Consider the following 22,248-nt stretch of genomic DNA (forward strand, 5'->3'; position numbering starts at 1 on the left):
TTGCGCAGCCCACTACGAGCAACTGGAGCTGGGAATGAAGCGGATCCTGATCGGCCTGATCGTTGTAGCCGTGCTCGCCGTGGGCGGCTGGTTCGGCTTCAACGCCTACGCCAAGCATCGCGCCACCGCCGAGGTCGAGGCGGCGTTCGAGCAGATCCGCGAGCAAGGCGGCAAGGCGAGCCACGGCAAGGTCGAGTTCGATTTGCGGACGCGCACCTTGGCTATCGAAGACATCGTCATCGATCCCGGCAAGCAGCCGCAGGCGCAGGTCAGGATCGCCGGCATCAAAGGCATTGGCGTTCGCCAGGTCGACGAACTCAGGGTTTCAGCCGACAGCATCGACATCACCGACTTTGAGGTCGCGCTGGACCAGATTGGTCCGGCCAAGCTGAAGGTGTCCTACAAGCTCCCGCAGCTCACGATTCGCGACTATGCCGGTCCCGTCCACAGCAGCTGGACTGCACTGCCGGACAACTCCCTGATCGAGATGTACCGCTATGCGCTCGACCAGTATGTTGGGATCAGGGCGTCATCGCTCACGGCCCCGACCCTGACAATGACCTTCGATTCCGGCGGCTCGGCCGGCGGCAGCGGTGAGGTCACCTACTCAGGGCTGGCGATCCAGAACATCGTGCACGGCAAGGTCGATGCGATGAAAGCGGATCGCGCGACCATTTCGATCGACGTGAAGCAGCCGGGCAAGCCGGACAGGCTGACGGGCGAACTATCGAACATCGCCGTCGACGATTTCGATGCGACCGTGATCCGCGCCGCGCTCGATCCGCAGACGACGGCTGACGACAACTACCGTCGTGTCTACCGGCAGGTCTCCGCTGGCCCCTATGTGCTCAAATCGGCACAAGGGGTGCGCGTCGATATCGACAGCTTCAGCATGAGCGACATCGCCGTTCAGCCGTCGAAATTCCGCCTGGCCGACCTGTTTGCAGCGCTGCCGCAGGACAAATCAGCCCCGCCGACGCCGGCGCAAACGCGCGAGATCATGGAGAAGCTTGCCAGCTTCTACGAAGGCCTTCGCATCGGCAAGATCGAGATGGGCAAGACGTCGATGGCAACGCCGCAAGGCACGGGCAGCATCAATCTTGTCAGGTACCAGGATGGCGAATTCGCGATCGAAGGCGTCGACACGGCGTCTCCGCAGGGTCAATTCAAGATGGAGCGCTTCGCGCTGAAGTCCTTCAGCGTCGGGAACCTGATGCGCTGGGCCGCAGACCTCACGAAGAGTGCCGGGCGGCCGCCCTCGCCGGATCAAATGCTAGGGCTATTCGGCGTGCTGGCGGGTGCCGAGATCAAGGGCGTGGTTGCGCCCTTCAAGACCACCAAGAAGCTGGTCACGATCGACACGGTGAGCCTCGACTGGGGGCAGCTGGTCGGCTCGATCCCGAGCAAGGCGCACGTGGTTGCGAAATTTGTCACGCCGACCGATCCGTCCGACCCGAAGCAACTCCCGTTGATCGGCGCCGGGATCGACAAGCTCGCAATCGACCTCGATCTTGGCGCGGCGTGGACAGAACAGTCGAGCAGCTTCGCCCTGGCGCCGGCGACGCTCGACATCGGAGGGATCGCAAAAGCGCAATTGGGCATCACGCTCGGCAATGTGTCGCGCGAGGTGTTTTCGACCGATCCCGCGCAGCTCATGGGCCAGGCAGCAAGGATCGAGGCCGGCGCGCTCGCGTTCGCGCTGCGTGACAATGGCGGCGTCGAAGCCGCAGCGACGCAGTACGCTCGCAGTCAGAATGTGAGCCGCGACGCCGCGCGCCAGGCGCTCGCCGACAGCGTCAGGGTGCATCGGGAGGAGATCGCCTCCGCCAATCCGGATGCTGGTGCGGCGGTGGACGCCATCGCCAGCTTCATCGAGACGCCGGGCCAGACGCTCGTCATCAAGCTGACACCCCGCGCCAAGGCACCGCTGATGCAGATCATGCAACTGCTGCAGACCGATCCACAGAGCGCATTGGCGCAATTCCGGATCGAGGCGTCGACGGGGCTGTAGGGGAAAGGCGCCGCTCTCTCCCCGTCATTGCGAGGAGCCCTTGCGACGAAGCAATCCAGGATCCTTCCGCGGAAAGACTCTGGATTGCTTCGCTGCGCTCGCAATGACGATGTGGGTGCAGCGCGGCCTCTCTCCGCATCCGCCTTCGCTGAAGCTTCGGCGAGACAAGCGCGGGGAGAGGCGGAAGCAACCTCACTTCTGCGGCAGGTTCACCCGCACATGCAGCTCGCGGAGCTGTTTGGTCGTGGCTTCCGACGGCGCACCCATCAAGAGGTCGGCATATTGCTGGTTCATCGGGAACAGCGATATCTCGCGCAGATTGTTGGTGCCGCACAGGAGCATGACGATGCGCTCGAGGCCGGCGGCCATGCCGCCATGCGGCGGCGCACCGTACTGGAACGCGCGGTACATGCCGCCGAACCGCTCGACGACCTCCTGCTCGCCATAGCCGGCGATCTCGAAGGCCTTCACCATCGCCTCGGGCACATGGTTGCGGATGCCGCCCGACGCCATCTCGTAGCCGTTGCAGGCGATGTCGTACTGGAACGCCTTGATGGTCAGCGGATCCTGCGACTTCAGCGCGTTGAGGCCGCCCTGCGGCATCGAGAACGGGTTGTGCGAGAAGTCGACCTTCTTGTTCTCCTCGTCATACTCGTACATCGGGAAGTCGACGATCCAGGCGAACGCGAACTGATCCTTGTCGATCAGGTTCAATTCCTCGCCGACCTTGGTGCGCGCCATGCCGGCGAACTTCCAGAACTTCTCCGGGTCTCCGGCCACGAAGAACGCGGCATCACCCTCCTTGAGATGGAGCTGTTCGCGGATCGCGGCCGTGCGCTCCGGGCCGACATTGTTGGCAAGCGGCCCCGCGCCCTCGCCGCCCTCGCGCCACATGATGTAGCCAAGGCCGGGCTGGCCTTCGCCCTGCGCCCACGAGTTCATACGGTCGCAGAAGGCGCGGCTGCCGCCACCCTTGCCCGGGATTGCCCAGACCTGGTTCTTCGGGTCTTCGAGCATGCGCGCGAACACCTTGAACCCGGAGCCGCGGAAGTGCTCCGACACGTCCTGCATCTCGATCGGGTTGCGCAGGTCTGGCTTGTCGGTGCCGTATTTGCGCAGCGCCTCAGCAAACGGAATCCGCGGCCAGTTTCTGGTGACACGCTTGCCGTTGGCGAACTCCTCGAACACGCCGGTGATGACCGGCTCCATCGCGGCGAACACATCGTCCTGGGTGACGAAGCTCATCTCGACGTCGAGCTGGTAGAACTCTGGCAGACGGTCGGCGCGCGGGTCCTCGTCGCGGAAGCAGGGCGCGATCTGGAAGTAGCGGTCGAAGCCCGACATCATCAACAGCTGCTTGTACTGCTGCGGCGCCTGCGGCAGCGCGTAGAACTTGCCGGGATGGATGCGCGACGGCACCACGAAGTCACGCGCGCCCTCCGGCGACGAGGCCGTCAGGATCGGCGTCTGGAATTCGAAGAAGCCCTGCTCCTTCATCCGCTTGCGCAGGGAGTCGACCACCGCGCCGCGCGTCATGATGTTCTGGTGCAGCTTCTCGCGACGCAAATCGAGGAAGCGGTATTTCAGGCGGATATCCTCGGGGTATTCCTGGTCGCCGAACACAGGCAGCGGCAGGTCGCCTGCCGGCCCGAGCACCTCGATCTCGCTGACGTAAACCTCGACCCTGCCGGTCGGCAGTTCGTCATTGTCGGTGCCTTCGGGGCGGCGGCGGACCTTGCCGTCCATCTTGACCACGAATTCCGAGCGCAGCTTTTCGGCCAGCGAGAACGCCGGCGAGTCCGGGTCGACCACGCACTGGGTCAGGCCGTAATGGTCGCGCAAATCGATGAACAGCACGCCTCCATGGTCGCGAACGCGATGGACCCAGCCCGAGAGGCGGATGGTCTCGCCGATGTTGCTCTCGCGGAGCGCGCCGCATGTATGTGACCGGTAGCGATGCATGGTCGTCCCAAAATCAAGGTCGGAGGAAGCGAATCGGACGGCCTGAAACGACCGGTCCGAAGTTGCGGCAGGGTTTACCTCGGGAGGACCAAGGCGGCAACCAAGGGAACGCCCTGTTTTGGGCCCCGAAGGCCCCTTTTTGGGCCAATTGGGCCCAAGCCTTTGCCATCGGGCATTCCAGCCCTATCTTGAGGCCATGACGGTCCATTTCCCCTTCCAGAATTCCTATTCGGCGCTGCCGGACAGCTTCTTTGCCCGCGTCGCGCCGACCCCCGTATCCGCGCCCCGGCTGATCAAGCTGAACCGGCCGCTGGCGGTCCAGCTCGGGCTCGATCCTGATGTGCTGGAGACCCCGGAAGGCGCCGAAATCCTGGCCGGCAAGACGGTTCCCGCCGGCGCTGATCCCATCGCCATGGCCTATGCCGGCCATCAGTTCGGGCATTTCGTGCCACAGCTCGGCGACGGCCGCGCCATCCTGCTCGGCGAGGTCATCGACCGCGACGGCGTCCGGCGCGACATCCAGCTCAAGGGCTCGGGTCCCACCCCGTTCTCCCGCCGCGGCGACGGCCGCGCCGCGCTCGGGCCGGTGCTGCGCGAGTATATCGTCAGCGAAGCCATGTTCGCGCTCGGCATTCCCACCACGCGCTCACTCGCCGCCGTTATCACCGGCGAGCCCGTCATCCGCGAGACCGTGCTGCCCGGCGCGGTGCTGACGCGCGTCGCTTCGAGCCACATCCGCGTCGGCACCTTCCAGTTCTTCGCCGTCCGCCGCGACACCGATGCGATCCGCCGGCTCGCCGATCATGTGATCGTCAGGCACTATCCGGACCTGCTTCACGCCGAGCGGCCCTATCACGCCCTGCTCGCCGGCGTCGTCGCGCGCCAGGCCGAGCTCATCGCGCGCTGGCTGCTGGTCGGCTTCATCCATGGTGTGATGAACACCGACAACAGCTCCATCTCCGGTGAGACCATCGATTACGGCCCCTGCGCCTTCATGGATGCCTACAATCCCGCCCAAGTGTTTTCGTCGATCGACGAGATGGGACGCTACGCCTACGCCAACCAGCCGCGCATCGCCCTGTGGAATCTGACGCGCCTTGCCGAATGCCTGCTGCCCCTGTTCTCCGACGACCAGGAAAAGGCGGTCGCGGAAGCGCAGGACATTCTCGGCGCTTTCTCCGAGACGTTCAGCGCCGCCTATCAGGCCGGCCTGCGCAGGAAGGTCGGCCTGTTCACCGAGCGTGACGGCGACGAGGCGATGATCCAGGACCTGCTCGACGCCATGGCGAAGAACCAGGCCGACTTCACCCTCACCTTCCGCAAGCTCGGTGATGCCGCAGGCGACGACAGCACCGACGTCCGCGCGCAATTCATGGAGCCGGCGGCCTTCGACGAGTGGGCCGGCCGCTGGCGCGCGCGCATCGCGCTGGAGCCACAGAGCGCGACTGAGCGGAAGGCCGCGATGCACACCGTCAACCCGATCTTCATCCCGCGCAACCACCGCGTCGAGGCCGTGATCCAGGCCGCAGTGAACGACGACAGCTACGCGCCGTTCGAGGAGCTGGTGAAAGTGCTGGCCAAACCGTTCGAGGAGCAGCCGGAGTACACAGCCTACGCCGATCCGCCGCTGCCGGATCAGCGGGTGCTGCAGACGTTCTGCGGGACGTGAGGTAGGCGAGACCTCGCACCTCGCCCGTCCGGTCAGCCTCGCAAGGCGCCTGGCGACGCTCTGCGGATTTTCCGATAACGCCATAATGTCGGTGTTTTGCCCGACGTGTCAACGGATGTCGAACGCGTCTTTGCCGTTCGTCCAGCAACCACCGGCTACTGTGCATGGGGTTGTTTTCGATCTTTTAGCGCAATCGGGCGACTACCGCACCGCGAGATGAGCGGATTGACCACCGCTGCCGTTCTGCCCAACAATTTGGAGCACAGGCAACCACTGTCATCAAACTGAAACACTCTCACTCTAACCGGCTGGCGGGCCGTCTTGCCGGAGGCGCCCGTCCTCCAAGAGTCCTGACAAGCGCGCCATGCCCTTCAAGTTCATCCACATCACCGACACGCATCTCGCCAACCCCGGGCTGAAGCTTTATGGCCTCGACCCGCGCACGCGGCTTGATGCGGCGATCGCCGACATCAACAAGCACCAGTCCGATGCCGCCTTCGCGGTCGTGACCGGCGACCTCACCCATTGGGGCGAGCCCGAGTCCTACGCCAATTTCGCAGAGGCGATGGCCGCGCTGAAAATGCCCTACATCGCCATGGTCGGCAATCACGACAAGCGCGTGACCTGTCTCGACAGCCTGAAAGCCGCGCCGCGCGATCCCAATGGTTTCGTGCAGGGCACCCGCACCACCGAGCACGGCCTGTTCGTGTTCCTGGACACGCTGGACGAGACCAGCCATGCCGGCGAGATGTGCGCAAAGCGCTTCGACTGGCTGGCCAAGACGCTCGCAGCTGCGCCAGCCGACCAACCGTTCGTCGTGTTCATGCACCATCCGCCCTTCCCGGTCGGCGTCCACGCGATGGACGAGATCGCGCTGAAGCAGAGCGCCGAATTCGCCGAGGTGATTGCGCCCTATCGCGCGCGCATCCGTCACCTCTTCTTCGGTCATGTGCACCGGCCGATCTTCGGCAGCTACGGCAAGATCCCGTTCTCGACGCTGCGCGGCACCAACCACCAGGTCTGGTTCGAGCTCGATGCCAACGCCGCCGACCATCTGGCAAGCCACGAGCCGCCGGCCTATGGCGTGGTGCTGATCGACGACGAGAACCTCGTCGTGCACAGCCACGACTTCCTCGACACCAGTCTGCGCTTCCCCTTCGACCCGCCCGCGGGCGTCGACGGCCGCGACTATGCGCTCAATTTCCCGGCACGGTGACATGAGCCTCGCAGAACTCGCGGCTCTCCCGGTCGCGGCATCGGCGCCGCCGCGCCTGCATATCGTGACGCGGTTCGCCGCGCGCCTCAAAGCTTCACTCCCAGCCTATCTACTGCTGCTGCCCTCGGTGGTCTTCCTCGCGCTGTTCACTTACGGTGCGATGGGACGCGTGGTCATCGATGCGCTCTACCAGCGCGCCACACCGAAGGCGCCGCTGCGGTTTGTCGGCCTCGACAATATCGCTGCGGTGCTGGCGGACCCGGCCTTCACCGGCGCTGTCGTCAACAACGCGATCTACGCCATCGGCACCGCGATCCCCAGCATCGGCCTCGCGCTCTTGTTCGCGCTGGCGCTCGCGCGCACCAATGCGGTGACAAGCGCACTGCGGGCTGCGCTGTTCCTGCCGGTGCTGATCCCGATGGTCGCGGCATCCGCGCTATTCCTGTTCATATTCCTGCCCAATGTCGGCCTGCTCGACTACTATCTCGGCCGGCTGCTGCCGGTGCTGCCGAACTGGCTCGGCGACCCCGACATCGCGCTCTACGCGATCATGGTCATCACCATCTGGAAGAACGCGGGCTATTACATGCTGTTCTTCCTCGCCGGCCTCCAGGCTGTGCCGGAGGATGTGATGGAGGCGGCGCATCTCGATGGCGCCGGTCCCTTCATGCGGCTGCGCTACATCATCCTGCCGGAGCTCAAGCCGACCTTCCTGTTCGTCACAGTCATTGCCACGCTCAACGCTGTGACGCAGGTCGACCACGTCTTCGTCATGACCAAAGGCGGCCCGTCGAACGCCACCAATCTCGTGCTGTTCTACATCTACCAGCAGGCCGTCGAACATTACGACATCGGCATGGCTTCGGCCGCAACGCTACTGACCCTCGCCGCCCTGATGGCGCTCACTGCGCTGTCGTTCCGCACCATGGCGAAGCGCGAGGGCGGGCCATGAAGCTGATCGACAAGCTGTACAAGGACGCCCCGCTCGCCACCCGTAACGAGATCACGCCAAAGCTCGGCTTCCTGCTGACGGTGCTGCTCGCGCTCGCTTGGTTGATCCCGTTCCTGTGGATGGGGGTTGCGAGCCTGCGCCCGGCCTCCGACGGCATCAACCTGATGGCCGAGCTGATCCCGAGCCTCAAACCGACGCTCGACAATATCAGGGACGCCTGGGAGATCGGCGACTTCCCGCGCTACTTCCTCAACACCACCATCATCTGCACCGGCATCCTCCTGGTGCAGTTCTTCACGATCACGCTGGCGGGCTTCGCGTTCGCGCGGCTCGATTTCGCCGGCAAGACGCTGATCTTCTATCTGTTCCTGATGCAGCTGATGCTGGTGCCGGTGCTGCTGATCGTGCCGAACCTGCGCATCATCGCGCAGTTTGGCCTCTACGACACGCTCGCCGGCGTGATGATGCCGTTCTTCGCCTCCGCCTTCGGCACCTTTCTGATGCGCCAGGCGTTCGAGGCCATCCCGACCGAGCTGGAAGACGCGGCGCTGATCGATGGCGCCAGTCTGATCCAGCGCATCCGCCACATCTATGTGCCGCTGTCGATCCCGAGCTTCTCCGCCTTCGCCATCATCTCCGTCACCAGCCACTGGAACGACTTCCTGTGGCCGCTGATGGTGATCAACTCGCCGGACAAGCGGCCGCTCACGGTTGGCCTGTCGGTCTTCACCGCGACCGCCGAAGGCACGCAGGCCTGGGGCACCATCGCCGCCGGCACGCTGATGGTGATCGCACCGCTGCTCATCACCTTCCTGATCTTCCAGAAGCGTTTCATCAGTTCTTTCGTCACCTCAGGCATCAAATAGGAGATTTTCCGATGCTGTTCTCCCGCCGGCTCACGCTCGGCCTCGCCCTGGCAGGCTCTTTGGCAAGTGCGCTCGCCTTTCCGGCCCTCGCCGGTGAAGGTCCGACCGAGATCGACCTGTTCTTCCCCGTGCCCGTCGACGGCAAGCTCGCCCGCGACATGGGCACCTTGATCAAGGAGTTCAACGACGGTCACCCCGACATCAAGGCGACCGCCGTCTACACCGGCTCCTATGACGACACGCTGATCAAGACGCGCGCCTCGATCAAGGCCGACAAGCCGCCGTCCGCCGTGATCATGTCGGCCAACTTCCTGCTCGACATGCAGATCGAGAGCGAGCTGACCAATCTCGACAGTCTGATTGCCGCCGACGGCAGCACCAAGGAGCAATTCCTCGGCCAGTTTTTCCCGGCGCTCAGCGGCAATGCGGTGATCAATCGCTCGGTCTATGGCGTCCCCTTCCAGAATTCGACGCCGCTGCTCTACATCAACGCCGACAAGGCCAAGGAAGCCGGCCTCGATCCGAGCAAGCCGCCGCAGACCTGGGCCGAGCTTACCGACTGGGCCAAGAAGCTCACCAAGCGCGAGGGCGACAAGGTCACGCAATGGGGCATCGCGATCCCCTGCGCCTATGACTATTGCGGCTGGATGATGGAAACGCTCACCATGACCAATGGCGGGCGCTACTACAACGAGGAGTTCGGCGGCGAAGTCTATTACGACACGCCTTCGATGCTCGGCGCGCTGACCTGGTGGAGCGACCTCGTGAGCAAGCACAAGGTTCACCCGCCCGGCGCCACGCCTGGCCCTGCCGTCAGCACCTCCTTCATCTCCGGCAACGCCGCGATGATGATGCTGTCGACGGGCTCGCTGACCTATGTGCGCGAGAACGCCAAGTTCAACTACAAGGTCGCCTTCATCCCGCGCAATGTCCGCAACGCCGTGCCGATCGGCGGCGCCTCGCTGATCATTCCGGCCGGCGTCGAAGCCGACAAGCAAAAGGCCGCCTGGACGCTGATCAAGTGGATGACCTCGCCCGAGAAGAGCGCCTGGTGGAGCCGCGCCACGGGTTACTTCGCGCCCAACATGGCCGCCTACAAGACGCCGGACATGGTCGACTTCCTCAACAAGAACCCGGACGCCAAGACCGCTGTCGAGCAGCTCGACGTCGCCAAGCCCTGGTTCGCGACCTACAAGACCGTGCCGGTTCGCAAGAACCTCGAGGACGAGGTGATGCTGGTCCTCAACGGCAAGAAGCAGCCGAAGGAAGCCCTCGTCGCCGCTCAGAAAGCCGCGGATGAGACGCTCAAGCCGTACAATGCGGAAACGTCGCTGAAGCTGCCGTAAGGCTGCCCGCACCGGCAAACGAACATCGGCGCTCCGTCACGCGGGGCGCCGAATTTCTTTTGGTCGGGTACCCCCGTTAACCCCCCATCCACCATCCGACCGCCCGCGGCGCCGGTAACCACGAGAATTAACAGACCCTCAACGCACCCCCGACAAATCTAACGATGTTTCTGGAGATTTCCGCCGTGGATTTGCTGGTTTTCGAGTTCCTGGGATTGGCGCTGGTTGGCATGTGCCTGGTGGTGGTGGCGCTGCCCTGCGCCCGCAAATCCTCGCACCGGATCCGTTACGAATAGGAATTTTGCCCGCTTCAGGCGATTCTGGCCCCAATGCAAGGCTCGAATTCGCTTAGAGCCCCTTGACATCACAGCGCTTTCGGCAGAACGGCTGGTATCAAGTGTCATGGGCCGTTCATGGATTTGATTACCACCACCGCTGACCTCGCGGCTGCCTGCAGCCGGCTGGCCAAGCACCCCGTCATTACTGTCGATACCGAGTTCCTACGCGAGACCACCTATTACCCGCTGTTGTGCGTGGTGCAGATGGCCAGCCCCGAGGAAGCGATCGTCATCGACACCCTGGCCGAGGGTATCGACCTCAAGCCGTTCTTCGAGCTGATGGCCAACGAGGGCGTGCTGAAGGTCTTTCACGCCGCCCGCCAGGACATCGAGATCATCTGGCACCAGGCCAATATCATCCCGCATCCGGTGTTCGACACCCAGGTCGCGGCGATGGTGCTCGGCTATGGCGACAGCATCGCCTATGACGCTCTGGTCGAGAAGGTCACCGGCCACCGCCCGGACAAGACCCACCGCTTCACCGACTGGTCGCGCCGGCCGCTGACCAAGGAGCAGATGCACTATGCGGTGTCCGACGTCACGCATTTGCGCGATGTCTTCGCCGCGCTCGACGCCGATCTGAAGAAGCGCCGCCGCAGCGAATGGGTCTCCATCGAGATGGAAATCCTGACCTCGCCCAAGACCTACGACTTCCATCCCGAGCGCGCCTGGGAACGGCTGAAGACGCGGGTGCGCAAGCCAAAGGACCTCGCGGTCCTGATGGAAGTCGCTGCCTGGCGCGAGCAGGAGGCGCAGAGCCGCGACGTGCCGCGCGGCCGCGTGCTGCGCGACGAAGCTATCAGCGACATCGCCACTCACGCGCCGAACACGTTGGAGAAGCTCGCGCATCTGCGCTCGGTGCCAAAGGGCTTTGAGAAGTCCAAATGGGGCGCTGACATCGTCGCTGCCGTCGAGCGCGGGCTGGCGCGGGATCATTCCACGCTGCCGAAGCTGGAGAAGCCGCGCAACAATTCCAATGGCGCGGCCACCGTCGAGCTGTTGAAGGTGCTGCTGCGCATGACCGCCGAGCGTCACGCCGTGGCGAGCAAGGTGATCGCCACCGTCGATGATCTCGAAGAGATCGCGGCCGATGACGACGCCGACGTGCCGGCCCTGCGCGGCTGGCGCCGCGAGCTGTTCGGCGATGCCGCACTGAAGCTCAAGCGCGGCGAGCTGGCACTGGCGATCGAAAAGGGCCGCGTGATCGGAGTTCAGCGGGCGTAGTGGCGTTGCGTAGCAGGCGCGATTGCCAGCCACATCGTCATTGCGAGCGCAGCGAAGCAATCCAGAACTGTTTCCGCGGAAGGACTCTGGATTGCTTCGTCGCAAGGACTCCTCGCAATGACGAGGAGAGACCTCACGCCTGCGGCAGCTTCGCGACTTCGGGCTTCATATCATCCAGCACCCCCGTAATCGCCGCGACCAGCTCGTCGATCTGGGCCTTGGTGGTAATCAGCGGCGGGCAGATGGCGATGGCATCGAGCATGTTGCGCGCAATCACGCCGCGCTCCTGCAACATGCGGCTCGCCATGCCGCCGACGGCGCCCGGCGTCGCGGCAGCGGTCTTGCGGCCCTTGTCGAGCACGAGTTCGAGCGCTGCGATCATTCCGACACCGCGGACCTCGCCGACCAGCGGATGGCTGGTGAGCTCGCGAAGCTTGCCTTGCATGTAGCCGCCAAGCTCGGCGGCATGCGCGACCAGGCCACGCTCCTCGATGATCTTGAGGTTTTCCAGCGCAACCGCCGAGCCGACCGGATGGCCGCCCGCGGTGAAGCCGTGGCCGAGCACGCCGATCTTGTTGCTCTCGTCCGCGATCGGTTCGAACATGCGGTCGTTCATGATGATCGCCGAGAGCGGGAAATAGCTGGAGGTGATCTGCTTGGAGACCACGATCGCGTCGGGCTTGATGCCGTAGGTCTCGCAGCCGAACATCTTGCCGGTGCGGCCGAAGCCGCAGATTACCTCGTCGGCAACCAGCAGGATGTCATACTTCTTCAGCACCGCCTGGATCTTATCCCAATAGGTCGCCGGCGGCACGATAACGCCGCCTGCTCCCATCACCGGCTCGCCGAAGAAAGCGGCGATTGTGTCAGGGCCTTCCTTCAGGATCAGTGCGTCGAGCTCCTCGGCCCGGCGCGTTGCGAACGCCTCCTCGCTCTCGCCGGGCGCGCCGTCCTTGTAGAAATGCGGCGAGCCCGTGTGCAGGATATTCGGCAGCGGAAGATCGAACGAGCGGTGGTTGTTGGGCAGGCCCGTGAGGCTTGCGGACGCAATGGTGACGCCGTGATAGGCGCGCATCCGGCTGATGACCTTCTTTTTCTGCGGCTGACCGAGCGAATTCGAACGATAGGCGATCAGCTTGAGGACGGTGTCGTTCGCCTCCGAGCCGGAATTGGTGAAGAACACCTTGCTCATCGGCACAGGCGCGAGCGCAACCAGCTTCTCGGCGAGGTCGATCGAGGGCCCGTGCGATTTGGCCGAGAACGTGTGATAAAACGGCAGTGCCTGCATCTGCTTGTGCGCGGCTTCCACCAGCCGCTTCTCGTTGAAGCCCAGCCCGACGCTCCACAGGCCCGCCATGGCCTCGAAATAGCGTTTGCCCGACGCGTCGAACACGTAGGGCCCCTCGCCGCGCTCAATCACCAGGGGACCTGCCTGCTGATGGGCGCGCGCGTTGGTATAGGCGTGGAGCTGGTAGGCCACATCGCGGGCTTCTTGCGAATTGGGCAGCATCGTCATCGCGGGGATTCCCTAACTGGTGCGTCATCCGACGTCATGACGCAGCCTCCATCCGAAGATGAGGCTTGTCCAAACAAAACGTCGATACCTTGGCTATTGCGCTGCGCCGCAACTTGCAACGTCATTTCGTCGACAGCGCGTGCACATGAGCGTTGCAGGAAAGCAGCGCTGGCGTTTTGACATCCGGCCGCGTCGCCGCGGTTAATTCCGCCGGGCCAGCACGAAGGCCGCGACCGCGGCCACCAGCGCCGGGACCGCCGCCGCGGCAAACAGCGACTGCGCCCCCATGTCGCGGGCCAGCATCGCTCCGCCGACGAGCGGCCCCACGATCGAGCCGATACGGCCGATGCCGAGCGCCCATCCCACGCCGGTCGATCTGATCGCCGTCGGATAGAATGTCGCCGTCAACGCGTTCGAGGCGATCTGCCCCCCGACAATGCAGAATCCGGATGCAAAGATCGCGATCGTGACCAGGACGATCGACTGGCTGGCCAGGCCGATGGCCGCGACCGCCCCCGCGGCGACGAGATAGGTCAGCGACAGCGCACGAAACGAGAAGCGATCGATGAAATGGCCGAGCGTGAAGGTGCCGACGACACCGCCGACCTGCAGCATGGCGCCGATCGCGGCGGCCGCCGACACCGAGACGCCGAGATCGTTCAACACGGTGGGGAGCCAGTTCGAGAGCAGATAAAGGTCGAGCAGGCTCATGAAGAACACGATCCAGAGCAAAAGAGTCACCCATCCGCGCCCCTCCGCAAACAGATGTGCGACAGGCAGGCCCTCCAATTTCGGCTCCTGCACAACGAATTTCGCCTCGCTGGCAAAAGGGGTATTCGGGGCGATCTGCTTCAGAAGCTTCGCCACCTCGTGGTCGCGGCCGCCGACCATCGCGAGGAACCGGATCGATTCCGGCAGTGCCTTGAGCAGGAACGGCAGCAGCAGGAGCGGCACGACGCCGCCGACCAGAAACACCGAGCGCCAGCCAAAGGCGGGAATGAGCGCAGCGGCGAGCAGCCCGCCCAGGGCCGCACCGATCGAAAAGCCGGCGAACATGATCATCACAAGCGTGGCGCGACGGCGATGCGGACTGAATTCGGAGGTGAGCGCGACGGCGTTCGGCATCGCACCACCCAGCCCTAGCCCGGTCAGCACACGTAACGCGATCAACCAATTTGCGTCCGGCGCGAACACGGTGAGCAAAGTCCCGATGCCAAACACCAGCGTGCTCGCGAGGATGATGCGACGACGGCCGATCCTGTCGGCCATCGGACCGAAGATCAGCGCGCCGATCATGAGCCCGAGAAGTCCGGCGCTGAACACCGGCCCGAGGCTGCTGCGCACGAGCTTCCATTCCTGCGCCACGGCTGGCGCGACATAGCCGATAGCCTGGGTGTCGAAGCCGTCGATGAACAGCACGGCGGCACACACCAGCAGCACCCGCATCTGAAAGGCACCGACCGGCTGCCGGTCGACAAAGGCGGGAACGTCGACCGTATCGGCTGCGGCCTCGCTCATTGCTGTGACGGCCATGCGCGCCCTCCCCGGTCACCCTGCATTATTTTTTCTTCACTAATCTCTTATAGTGAGATTATTGTCAGCGCAAGCTGCGAGGATTTCGTTGTTTTACGGCCTCTCCGAACGCGCCTCGTACGGTCAAACGCAAAGCTGGAAACGAACCGAAATTGGTCAAGGCAAACAGTCAGGATCGGGTCCTTGCCCTGCTCGATCTCTTCACCGAGGCACGTCCGCAATGGTCGCCCGAGGAACTCATGAAGGAGCTCGGCTACACCAGGCCGACGCTGTATCGCTATCTGAAGAGCCTGAAGGACAGCGGCTTCGTCATGCCGACGCGCGGCGGGCGGTTCGCGCTTGGGCCCCGCGTGGTCGAGATGGATTATCTCAGCCGCCGCTCCGATCCGCTGATCGCAACTGCCACGCCGCACCTCGAACGCCTCGCCGCGGCGTATCCCTGCACGGCACTCATCGTGCGCTGGTACGGCGACAAGATGCTGTGTGTAGCCTCGATCGCATCGGCCGTTGCGCCGGCGAGCAGCTATCCGCGCGGCAGACCGATGGCGATGGGACGCGGCGCGATTGCGCGCTCGATCATGGCCTTCCTGCCCAAGCAGCGCGTCATGCCGCTGGTCTCGCGCTACGCCGATGATCTGCGCAACGTCGGCGTCGGCGACACGCCCGACGACGTCTTGGCGGCGCTGAAGCGCGTGCGGCGCGCGGGCGTTGCCGTTGCCTTCGGCGAAGTGACGGCCGGCGCGGTCGGGATTGCCGCACCGATCCTCGATACTGGATATCCGATCGCGAGCCTCTGCATCACGATCGGCGGGCAGCATGCCAATGGCGAATTGATCGACCGCATTAGTTCGGAGGTCCGCGAAGCGGCACGGCAGATCTCGGCCGCAGCCGACGATGATGCAAAATAATCTCACCATTTGAGATTCAACTTGACGAAATGTCAGTGACGACCCATCAGAACAAGCGGTCGCGCCAGGCGCGACAACAGGTACGGGGAAGCGACGTGACACAGGCTCAGGCGAACAACGGGGCGCCCGTCGTGATCGTCGGCGGCGGACCGGTTGGAATGGGTCTGGCGATCGGACTTGGCCAGCGCGGCATCAAGACCATCGTGGTCGAGCGCTATGAGCAACCGCTGCCGATCCCCAAGGGACAGAACCTCACGCAGCGGACGATGGAACATTTCCATTTCTGGGGCGCGGAGGCGGCGCTGCGGGCAGCCCGCACCATTCCACCCGATTACGGCATCGGCGGAATGACCAGCTACGGCACGCTGCTCAGCGGCACCAATTACAATTGGCTCCAGCGCGAACTGGTTCGGCCGTTTTATTTCACCGACAATGAGCGCCTGCCGCAATACGCAACCGAAGCCGTGCTGCGGCAGCGGGCAGCGCAGCTTCCCGATATCGATCTGCGCTATGGCTGGACTTGTCAGGACGTGCGGTCTGATGCCGATGGCGTCGTCATCGAAATCGTCAACGGCGAAGGGACGAAGCAGAGCTTGCGCGCCGATTATGTTGTCGGCTGCGACGGCAGCCGATCAATCGTGCGCGAGCACGCGGGTATCACCCAGACCCGCTCCGACCACGATCGCCTGATGGTTCTCCTGGTGTTCCGTTCAACCGAATTGCATCGCTTGCTCAGCAAATATCCGGGCAAGTCCTTCTACAACGTGCTGCATCCGGACCTCGAGGGCTACTGGAAGTTCTTCGGCCGCGTCGATCTCGGCACCACCTGGTTCTTCCACGCCCCAGTGCCCAATGACACCACGCGCGACAATTTCGATTTCCGGCGCCTGCTTCACGAGGCCGCGGGCGCAGAATTCGACGTCGAATTTGAGCACATCGGATTTTGGGATCTGCGTTTCACGCTCGCAGACAGCTACCGCGCAGGCCGCATCTTCGTCGCCGGAGACGCCGCGCACAGCCACCCGCCCTACGGCGGCTATGGCATCAACAGCGGCTTCGAGGACGCCGTCAATCTGGCGTGGAAGCTCGCTGCAACCCTGCATGGCTGGGCACCCGCCGCTCTGCTCGACAGCTACGATGCCGAGCGCCGCCCGGTCTTTGCGTCCACTGCGCGCGACTTCATCGAGGCATCGATCTTCCGCGATCGGGATTTTCTGCGGCAACACGATCCGGCGCGGGACCCGGCGGATTTCGATGCTGCCTGGCACGCACGTCATTCCGGCGCGCGCGCGGAGGTCAACGCCTTCGAGCCGAATTACGAGGGATCGCCGATCGTATTCGGCCCGACCGGCGGCGTCAGCAGCGCGATCGGCTCGCACGCCTATGCGGCGCGCGCCGGCCATCATCTGGCGCCGCAGCCTCTGTCGTCGGGCAAGAATGTCTTCGAGGAAATAGGCGACGGCTTCACGTTGATCGATTTGACTGAAAACACCGCGGGAGCCGCCTTCGAGCGAGCCGCCGCAGGGCTTGGCATCCCGCTGAAGGTGATCCGGGATACCGCCTCAGACGGCCGTGAGAGATATGAGGCGCGGCTGATCCTGGTGAGGCCCGATCAGTTTGTTGCTTACGCGGGCAACAACGACGGCGCCGACGCATCTCAGATCCTGGGGCGCGCCGTCGGTCGATCCTGACGAGATCGCTCGGCCGCTGGCACGCAAACATCAGGCCGTACCGTCGTCGTCATCGCAGACAGCGTTGATAGCTTCCTTCACCTCGACCAGCGCCATCGACAGCAAATAGACGGTCGTGGGCAGACCGATCCGGCGCGCTGCCTCGAGGGCACGCGACAGGTCGCTCGCCAGTTCCTTGAGCTCGTTTCCCCGTGACAATGTCCCGCCTGTCCATCCGCCGATCGCGTCCGCCTAGACCGCGACGGCGCCGCTGCTTCTGATCAATTCAGCGCTGGACTGGACAGTAGCAAAATTGCCGATGACATTCATCAGCGACTGCTTGTAGTCGGCCGCTTCGCCCGTGGCGGGCTGTCGGCAGGCCACGGCATCGCCGACCACCCGGCAACGGTGGCTCCGATGAAACCCTTCGACCACAGTGGCAAGGATCGTCTCGTCGAGGGAAAAGCCCGTCATCACGCAGCGCACGTTACGGAGGCTGGACATGTGGTCGGCGAAACGGGAGGAGCTGTAAGCCGAAGGCAACGCGTGCTCGAACGTCATCTCGCCGGGCCGGGGCTTGGCTTCGGCGATCCAATCGGTCAGCCTGGATGACGGATCGAACCACGCTGCCTCCGCAACCCGTTTCAGATGCATCACTGGCCAGAGGTTGCTCCGCCACAACGCCAGCAGCTCCAGGCAGCGCAGGATTGCGGCGTCGCCGTCGAGAATGACATGGCGACGCCCCGGGATCAGATATTCCTTCTGGAGATCCGCGCAGATCAGGACCAGCGGATCGTCGTGGGAGACCGGCATTGTCTTGCGCAGAGTTGCACCTATTTCAGCGGTCGGCGAGTGCGAGGTCCCGCAACGGCGAGGTTACCGTCCGCCCCGCCGAAGCGTCCAGCACACCCGGACGATCCCAGTCGCCCTCGGGACGGATAATGACGTAGGGATCGCTGTCCAGCGTGATGGCATCCGGCCCCGGCTCTATCTCCAGCAGCATCTCTGTGTAGGAGAAATCCGAAAACGTGATCTTTCTGTTGTGGCCGAGCGGCTTGGCGCCGAAATGGGCCCAGAAGTCGACCAGCCGGTCCTGCGCCTGGCCGTAAATCTTGCGGAACCCCTTGCGCTTCACGAAGTCGATGCTGGCCTGCACCAGCTTGAACGAGAGGCGCGAGCGCCGATATTGATGACGCACCGCAAGCCGCTCCACCTTGGCGAAGTCGCCGAAGAAACGCACCCGCAAACAGCCCGCCGGCTCGTTGCCGATGTAGCCGATGAAATGGGCGGCAACCATGTCGTTGCCATCGAACTCCTCATCGAAAGGGCAATCCTGCTCGGCAAGATAGACCGCTGAGCGAATGGCCGTGACCAGCATGAGGTCGCTTGGATCGCGCGCGAGGCGGATGGTGATGGCGCGGGAGTCAGGCTTGGCGAGAGGAATCCTAGTGCCGTGCATCTGAAAAACTCCTTGCTTGGATGATCGCGCCAGGCATACGCATCGGCTGTCGATGCCACGGTCGCTCGTAACACCAGAGGTCAGGCTGAAAGCTGGCGATCGGCTCGAAGCCCGTCGCCTTCATGATTTCGCGCCCGGCCACGGTTGACGGCTGCGCATAGCAGTCCGCGCCGCGAAACCTTATTTGGCGAAGATGAGCCGCAGCCTTGCCAAGACCGGCGATGCCGCGGCCGGTCGCGGCGATCGCCCAGATGTAGATCGCGGAAACCTCCTCATTCGCCGCGGCGAGATGGCGCGTGTCGGGCGCCGTCAGGCAGATCTCGTCGAGCAACAACGCGTCATGCCCGCGGTCATTGAGAAACAGAAACGCCATGCCGCCGAGCAGCGTACCGTTCCGGGTGAAGGTCAGGATGCTCTGGCGATCGAAAGCGAAATATCTTGCAAGCTCGATCGCCCCGATCTGCACGCCCGGCACCAGCCGATGCGCCATATCCGAAAGCGCGCCGATTTCCCCGAATTGCGCGCAATGGACATCCACCTCGGGGCTCAGCGGCAAGGCATCGAAATCATGCCTTGCGGCAAACGAGCCCCTTTCCATCCTCATGTCGTCCCTCTATCGTTCAGGGGTTTTGTACGCCGCAACCAGCAGAAGCTTAGCGGCTGGAGATCAGGAGTATGCAGCAAGTATCGCACCGGGGTGCTGCATTGATGCAGCACCATGAAGAAGCGCTAAATGCGTCCTGGGACGATTTGAAGCTGTTTTTAGCTTGCGCAAAGTTTAAAAGTTTCCGCAACGCCGCCGAAGAGCTCGGGCTCACCTCCACCACATTGATGCGGAGGATCGACCGGCTCGAAGAGAGCATCGCTTGCAAGCTTTTCCTGCGCGACCAGAGCGGGCTCACGCTGAGCGACGAAGGCACCGCGATGATTGCCGACGTCGCGCATATGGAGCGTCACGCCTTCAATGTCTTCCGCCGCGCCTCACGCTCATTGAACGATACGTCGGGCACCGTGCGCGTCGCGGTGACGGAAGGTCCCGGGAATTTCTGGATCCTGCCGCGGCTGATCGATTTCCAGAAGACCTATCGCAAGATCACCGTCGATCTGCGCTGCGCGATGGAGCAGGCTGACGTCGCACGACTGGAGTCGGACATCGCGATCCAGCTCGAGCCACCGACCAATCCCGATCTCATCGTGGCCAAGCTCGGCCGGCTGCACATCTACCCCTTCGTCTCCAGGGAATATGCGAACCTCTACGGCCTGCCCACGACGCTTGCCGAACTGCCGAACCATCGTATCGTCAAGCAGAACGCGCCACAGGTCGACGACAGTGCCTATGCGCGCATCCTAGGGCTCAAATCGCTCGAAGGCATCGTCGGGATCAAGACCAACTCGTCCGTCGGCGTGCTCTACGCGGTCGAGCGCGGCGCCGGCATCGGCTTCCTGCCGACGGTGTCGATTGCGCTCGGAGCCCCGCTCGTTGCTGTCGACCTCGGCGTCAGCCACCACGCCGACCTCTGGCTCACCTATCACAAGGAGTTCCGCACCTCCGAGCGGCACAAGATCGTGGTCGACTGGCTGAAGAAGATCTTCGATCCCAAAACCCATCCCTGCTTCCGCGACGATTTCATCCATCCGAACGCTTTGGTGCCGATGATGACAGCGGCGCGCGAAGGCTTTGGATTGTCCGGATACATTGCGGCGACGCCGACGTGAGTGGGACGGAGCAGTCCCTTCACCACCGATATTCGAAGCCGACGGTGCCTTGATGCGATGTCAGCTCGTTGCGGAACTTGCCGTCGTAATTGACATATAGGCGCGCGGTGTTGGTCAGGCTGAGCGACGCCGACGCGCCGGCGTCCATGCCGTAACGGCTCTCGCCGATGCCGGGGACGATGATGTTCTGGGTCCCGAGGCTGACCTGCACCGAGCCGAGGTCTTGATAAAAATTGTCGACGAACTTGCCGTAAGCCGAGAGATCCAGGATTTTCCGGTCGAAGATAAAGTAGCGCCCGACCTCGGCGCCGATCATGACGCGTGCGCGCGAGATCGCGCTCGAGCCGACATTGAGGGGATCAAGTCCCCCGGCCTCCTGAAATGCCGCGCTGGTGGCGCGCACATATTCGAGCGCGCCCTTGGGCACGATGCGCATCTGATCCTTGGTCCAGTAATAGTTGATCTCGGTGAGCGCGCCGTCGACTGTGGCGTGATACCCCGCGACGGCAAGGCCGAAGCCGGTATCGCGGCTGGAATGCACCTTGCCGAACCCGTGCACCAGAGCGAAGGCCCAGGTCCAAGGCCCCTTGTCGACGGAACCGTTGAAACCGATCTGCGTCAGGTCGAGCGTCGCCGACTGAAGCGCGAGCGGCACGTCGATGTCGGTGTGGCTCTGGTCAACGGAGAAGCCGAGATTGACGCCTGGCGCGACCCGTGCACCGAAGCCGGCGACACCGCCGAATGTCGTGCGCTTGTCTCCAACGAAATCACCCTGCGGATCAGTGCGGACCGAAATGCCGTACCCCTCGTACCAGGTGCGGTAGCGCGGATCCTCTGCACTCTCCGACGCGCCACCGCCGCCGGGATTGGTGCGCGAGGCCCGGTTGAAGCCGCTCGAGGCCTGGCCGCCCAGCCGCTCCAGAAAATTCGAACCCAGATTAAGCGTGCTGTTGCCGGCTGACTGATTGGCATTGGTCGACGTCGCCCCAGGGGTCGGTGATGGCGAAGGCGACGGTGTCGGGCTGGGCGTCGGCGTTGGCGTGGGTGTCGGAGACGAAGTCGGCGTCGGGGTCTGCGCGAAGGCGGCTGTCGCCGGGATCAACGTGACGGCCGCAAGCGTCATGGCGATCGCCATCACGATCCGGCGGACACGGTCCAGCCCGATCGTCTGCAGTATCCCTTGGGGCCGCCGAGTGCAGCACATGACGACTATTCCCGAAGCAAAATGGCGGCCCGCAAAAATGCAACACGAAGGGCGAGCAGGTGCGACGATTTGTGCTGAACTGCCACAAGGGGTCAACCGGTCCGCGTGCTTTCGCCGGGTGATTCCTCCAATTGTGGTTCCGCTGCCACAGGTCGCAAATTGCAGCGGGATGTCTCCAGTGCGGTCTTGAAGTTTGCACGCAGCTTGCTAGCGCGCGGTTTTCGTGTTGGAATATCGTACACAATCGGAATTGGCCGCTCGGCTGTGCGTTTCGCGACAGGCTCAAGACTCGAACAGACTTCCGGAAGCCCGTTTGTGACGTGGCACGCGAAAAGCGGCCGCGTCTTTTTAGTATCTAGCGGAGGAGACTGAGGATGCCACAAAAGGGCACCGTCAAATGGTTCAACCCAACCAAGGGCTACGGGTTTATCAAGCCGAACGGCGGCGACAAGGACGTGTTCGTCCACATCTCGGCCGTCGAGCGTGCCGGACTTTCCACCCTCAATGAAAACCAGGTGGTTGAATACGACCTCGTGGAGAACCGCGGCAAGTCGTCCGCGGAGAACCTCAAGGTCTCCTGATCTCTCTCAAAGCTATCAGCGAGAGCTCACGACGATGCCCCCGGCTCCGCCGGGGGATTTTGTTTGGGAGCAACGAA

Annotated in this window: 20 protein-coding genes; 12 read left to right on the plus strand and 8 right to left on the minus strand. The window is 63.6% G+C overall.

The window, feature by feature from the left end; genetic code table 11:
* Nucleotides 1-34: 34 nt before the first annotated feature.
* Nucleotides 35-2,011, plus strand: a complete 1,977-nt coding sequence (locus tag L6639_RS01230) for a hypothetical protein (RefSeq protein WP_237858249.1) — start codon at nt 35-37, stop codon at nt 2,009-2,011.
* Between the two features lie 192 nt (nt 2,012-2,203).
* Here the strand turns inward: L6639_RS01230 and aspS are convergent, their stop codons facing one another.
* Entirely contained in the window at nt 2,204-3,973 is a 1,770-nt protein-coding gene (gene aspS, locus L6639_RS01235) for an aspartate--tRNA ligase (protein ID WP_237858251.1), read from the minus strand.
* A gap of 196 nt (nt 3,974-4,169) precedes the next feature.
* On the opposite strand from aspS, the gene L6639_RS01240 reads away from it, so the two are divergent.
* The 7 genes from L6639_RS01240 (at nt 4,170) to rnd (ending at nt 11,584) form a co-directional block, all read left to right on the plus strand.
* Nucleotides 4,170-5,642, plus strand: a complete 1,473-nt coding sequence (locus L6639_RS01240; RefSeq protein WP_237858253.1) for a protein adenylyltransferase SelO — start codon at nt 4,170-4,172, stop codon at nt 5,640-5,642.
* Between the two features lie 364 nt (nt 5,643-6,006).
* Nucleotides 6,007-6,858, plus strand: a complete 852-nt coding sequence (locus tag L6639_RS01245) for a phosphodiesterase (RefSeq protein WP_237858255.1) — start codon at nt 6,007-6,009, stop codon at nt 6,856-6,858.
* 1 nt (nt 6,859) lies between these two features.
* Nucleotides 6,860-7,810: a carbohydrate ABC transporter permease gene (locus L6639_RS01250; RefSeq protein ID WP_237858257.1), complete on the plus strand. Its 951-nt coding sequence runs from the start codon at nt 6,860-6,862 to the stop codon at nt 7,808-7,810.
* The gene (locus tag L6639_RS01255; protein ID WP_237858258.1) at nt 7,807-8,676 is read left to right on the plus strand and encodes a carbohydrate ABC transporter permease; all 870 of its coding nucleotides are present in this window, start codon (nt 7,807-7,809) and stop codon (nt 8,674-8,676) included. The genes L6639_RS01250 and L6639_RS01255 overlap by 4 nt, the downstream gene beginning before the upstream one ends.
* Before the next feature lie 11 nt (nt 8,677-8,687).
* Nucleotides 8,688-10,022, plus strand: a complete 1,335-nt coding sequence (locus tag L6639_RS01260; protein WP_237858260.1) for an ABC transporter substrate-binding protein — start codon at nt 8,688-8,690, stop codon at nt 10,020-10,022.
* A gap of 164 nt (nt 10,023-10,186) precedes the next feature.
* Nucleotides 10,187-10,318 carry a hypothetical protein gene (locus L6639_RS43025; RefSeq protein WP_256439977.1) on the plus strand — a complete coding sequence of 44 codons (132 nt, stop codon included), beginning with the start codon at nt 10,187-10,189 and terminating at the stop codon, nt 10,316-10,318.
* Between the two features lie 117 nt (nt 10,319-10,435).
* Entirely contained in the window at nt 10,436-11,584 is a 1,149-nt protein-coding gene (rnd, locus tag L6639_RS01265; RefSeq protein ID WP_237858262.1) for a ribonuclease D, read from the plus strand.
* Nucleotides 11,585-11,717: 133 nt separating this feature from the next.
* Here the strand turns inward: rnd and L6639_RS01270 are convergent, their stop codons facing one another.
* Nucleotides 11,718-13,100, minus strand: coding sequence for an aspartate aminotransferase family protein (locus tag L6639_RS01270; RefSeq protein WP_237858264.1), 1,383 nt, complete (start codon nt 13,098-13,100; stop codon nt 11,718-11,720).
* Nucleotides 13,101-13,301: 201 nt separating this feature from the next.
* Entirely contained in the window at nt 13,302-14,633 is a 1,332-nt protein-coding gene (locus tag L6639_RS01275; protein ID WP_237858265.1) for an MFS transporter, read from the minus strand.
* Nucleotides 14,634-14,785: 152 nt separating this feature from the next.
* Here L6639_RS01275 and L6639_RS01280 point away from each other — a divergent pair, with 152 nt between their 5' ends.
* A complete protein-coding gene (locus L6639_RS01280; RefSeq protein ID WP_237858266.1) occupies nt 14,786-15,541 on the plus strand; it encodes an IclR family transcriptional regulator in 756 nt (251 codons plus the stop codon).
* Between the two features lie 95 nt (nt 15,542-15,636).
* Nucleotides 15,637-17,232 (plus strand): FAD-dependent monooxygenase, encoded by a 1,596-nt coding sequence (locus L6639_RS01285; protein WP_338076517.1) that lies wholly within the window; start codon nt 15,637-15,639, stop codon nt 17,230-17,232.
* 30 nt (nt 17,233-17,262) lie between these two features.
* On the opposite strand, the gene L6639_RS01290 is transcribed toward L6639_RS01285, so the two are convergent.
* The 4 genes from L6639_RS01290 to L6639_RS01305 are packed head-to-tail and all read right to left on the minus strand — an operon-like array spanning nt 17,263 to nt 19,274.
* Nucleotides 17,263-17,430 (minus strand): hypothetical protein, encoded by a 168-nt coding sequence (locus L6639_RS01290; RefSeq protein ID WP_237858267.1) that lies wholly within the window; start codon nt 17,428-17,430, stop codon nt 17,263-17,265.
* Between the two features lie 33 nt (nt 17,431-17,463).
* Nucleotides 17,464-18,024, minus strand: coding sequence for an isochorismatase family protein (locus L6639_RS01295; protein WP_237858268.1), 561 nt, complete (start codon nt 18,022-18,024; stop codon nt 17,464-17,466).
* 25 nt (nt 18,025-18,049) lie between these two features.
* Nucleotides 18,050-18,670 (minus strand): GNAT family N-acetyltransferase, encoded by a 621-nt coding sequence (locus L6639_RS01300; protein ID WP_237858269.1) that lies wholly within the window; start codon nt 18,668-18,670, stop codon nt 18,050-18,052.
* Nucleotides 18,657-19,274: a hypothetical protein gene (locus L6639_RS01305; protein WP_237858270.1), complete on the minus strand. Its 618-nt coding sequence runs from the start codon at nt 19,272-19,274 to the stop codon at nt 18,657-18,659. Before L6639_RS01305 ends, L6639_RS01300 begins: the two co-directional genes overlap by 14 nt.
* Before the next feature lie 71 nt (nt 19,275-19,345).
* On the opposite strand from L6639_RS01305, the gene L6639_RS01310 reads away from it, so the two are divergent.
* The gene (locus tag L6639_RS01310) at nt 19,346-20,386 is read left to right on the plus strand and encodes a LysR family transcriptional regulator (protein WP_237858271.1); all 1,041 of its coding nucleotides are present in this window, start codon (nt 19,346-19,348) and stop codon (nt 20,384-20,386) included.
* A gap of 19 nt (nt 20,387-20,405) precedes the next feature.
* On the opposite strand, the gene L6639_RS01315 is transcribed toward L6639_RS01310, so the two are convergent.
* On the minus strand, nt 20,406-21,590 hold the full coding sequence (locus L6639_RS01315) for an autotransporter outer membrane beta-barrel domain-containing protein (RefSeq protein WP_237858272.1): 1,185 nt from the start codon (nt 21,588-21,590) through the stop codon (nt 20,406-20,408).
* Between the two features lie 374 nt (nt 21,591-21,964).
* Here L6639_RS01315 and L6639_RS01320 point away from each other — a divergent pair, with 374 nt between their 5' ends.
* On the plus strand, nt 21,965-22,171 hold the full coding sequence (locus L6639_RS01320) for a cold-shock protein (protein ID WP_008551638.1): 207 nt from the start codon (nt 21,965-21,967) through the stop codon (nt 22,169-22,171).
* Nucleotides 22,172-22,248: the final 77 nt, after the last annotated feature.

Origin of the sequence: Bradyrhizobium zhengyangense, assembly GCF_022012555.1 — a bacterium.
GTDB classification, from domain to species: Bacteria; Pseudomonadota; Alphaproteobacteria; order Rhizobiales; family Xanthobacteraceae; genus Bradyrhizobium; species Bradyrhizobium zhengyangense.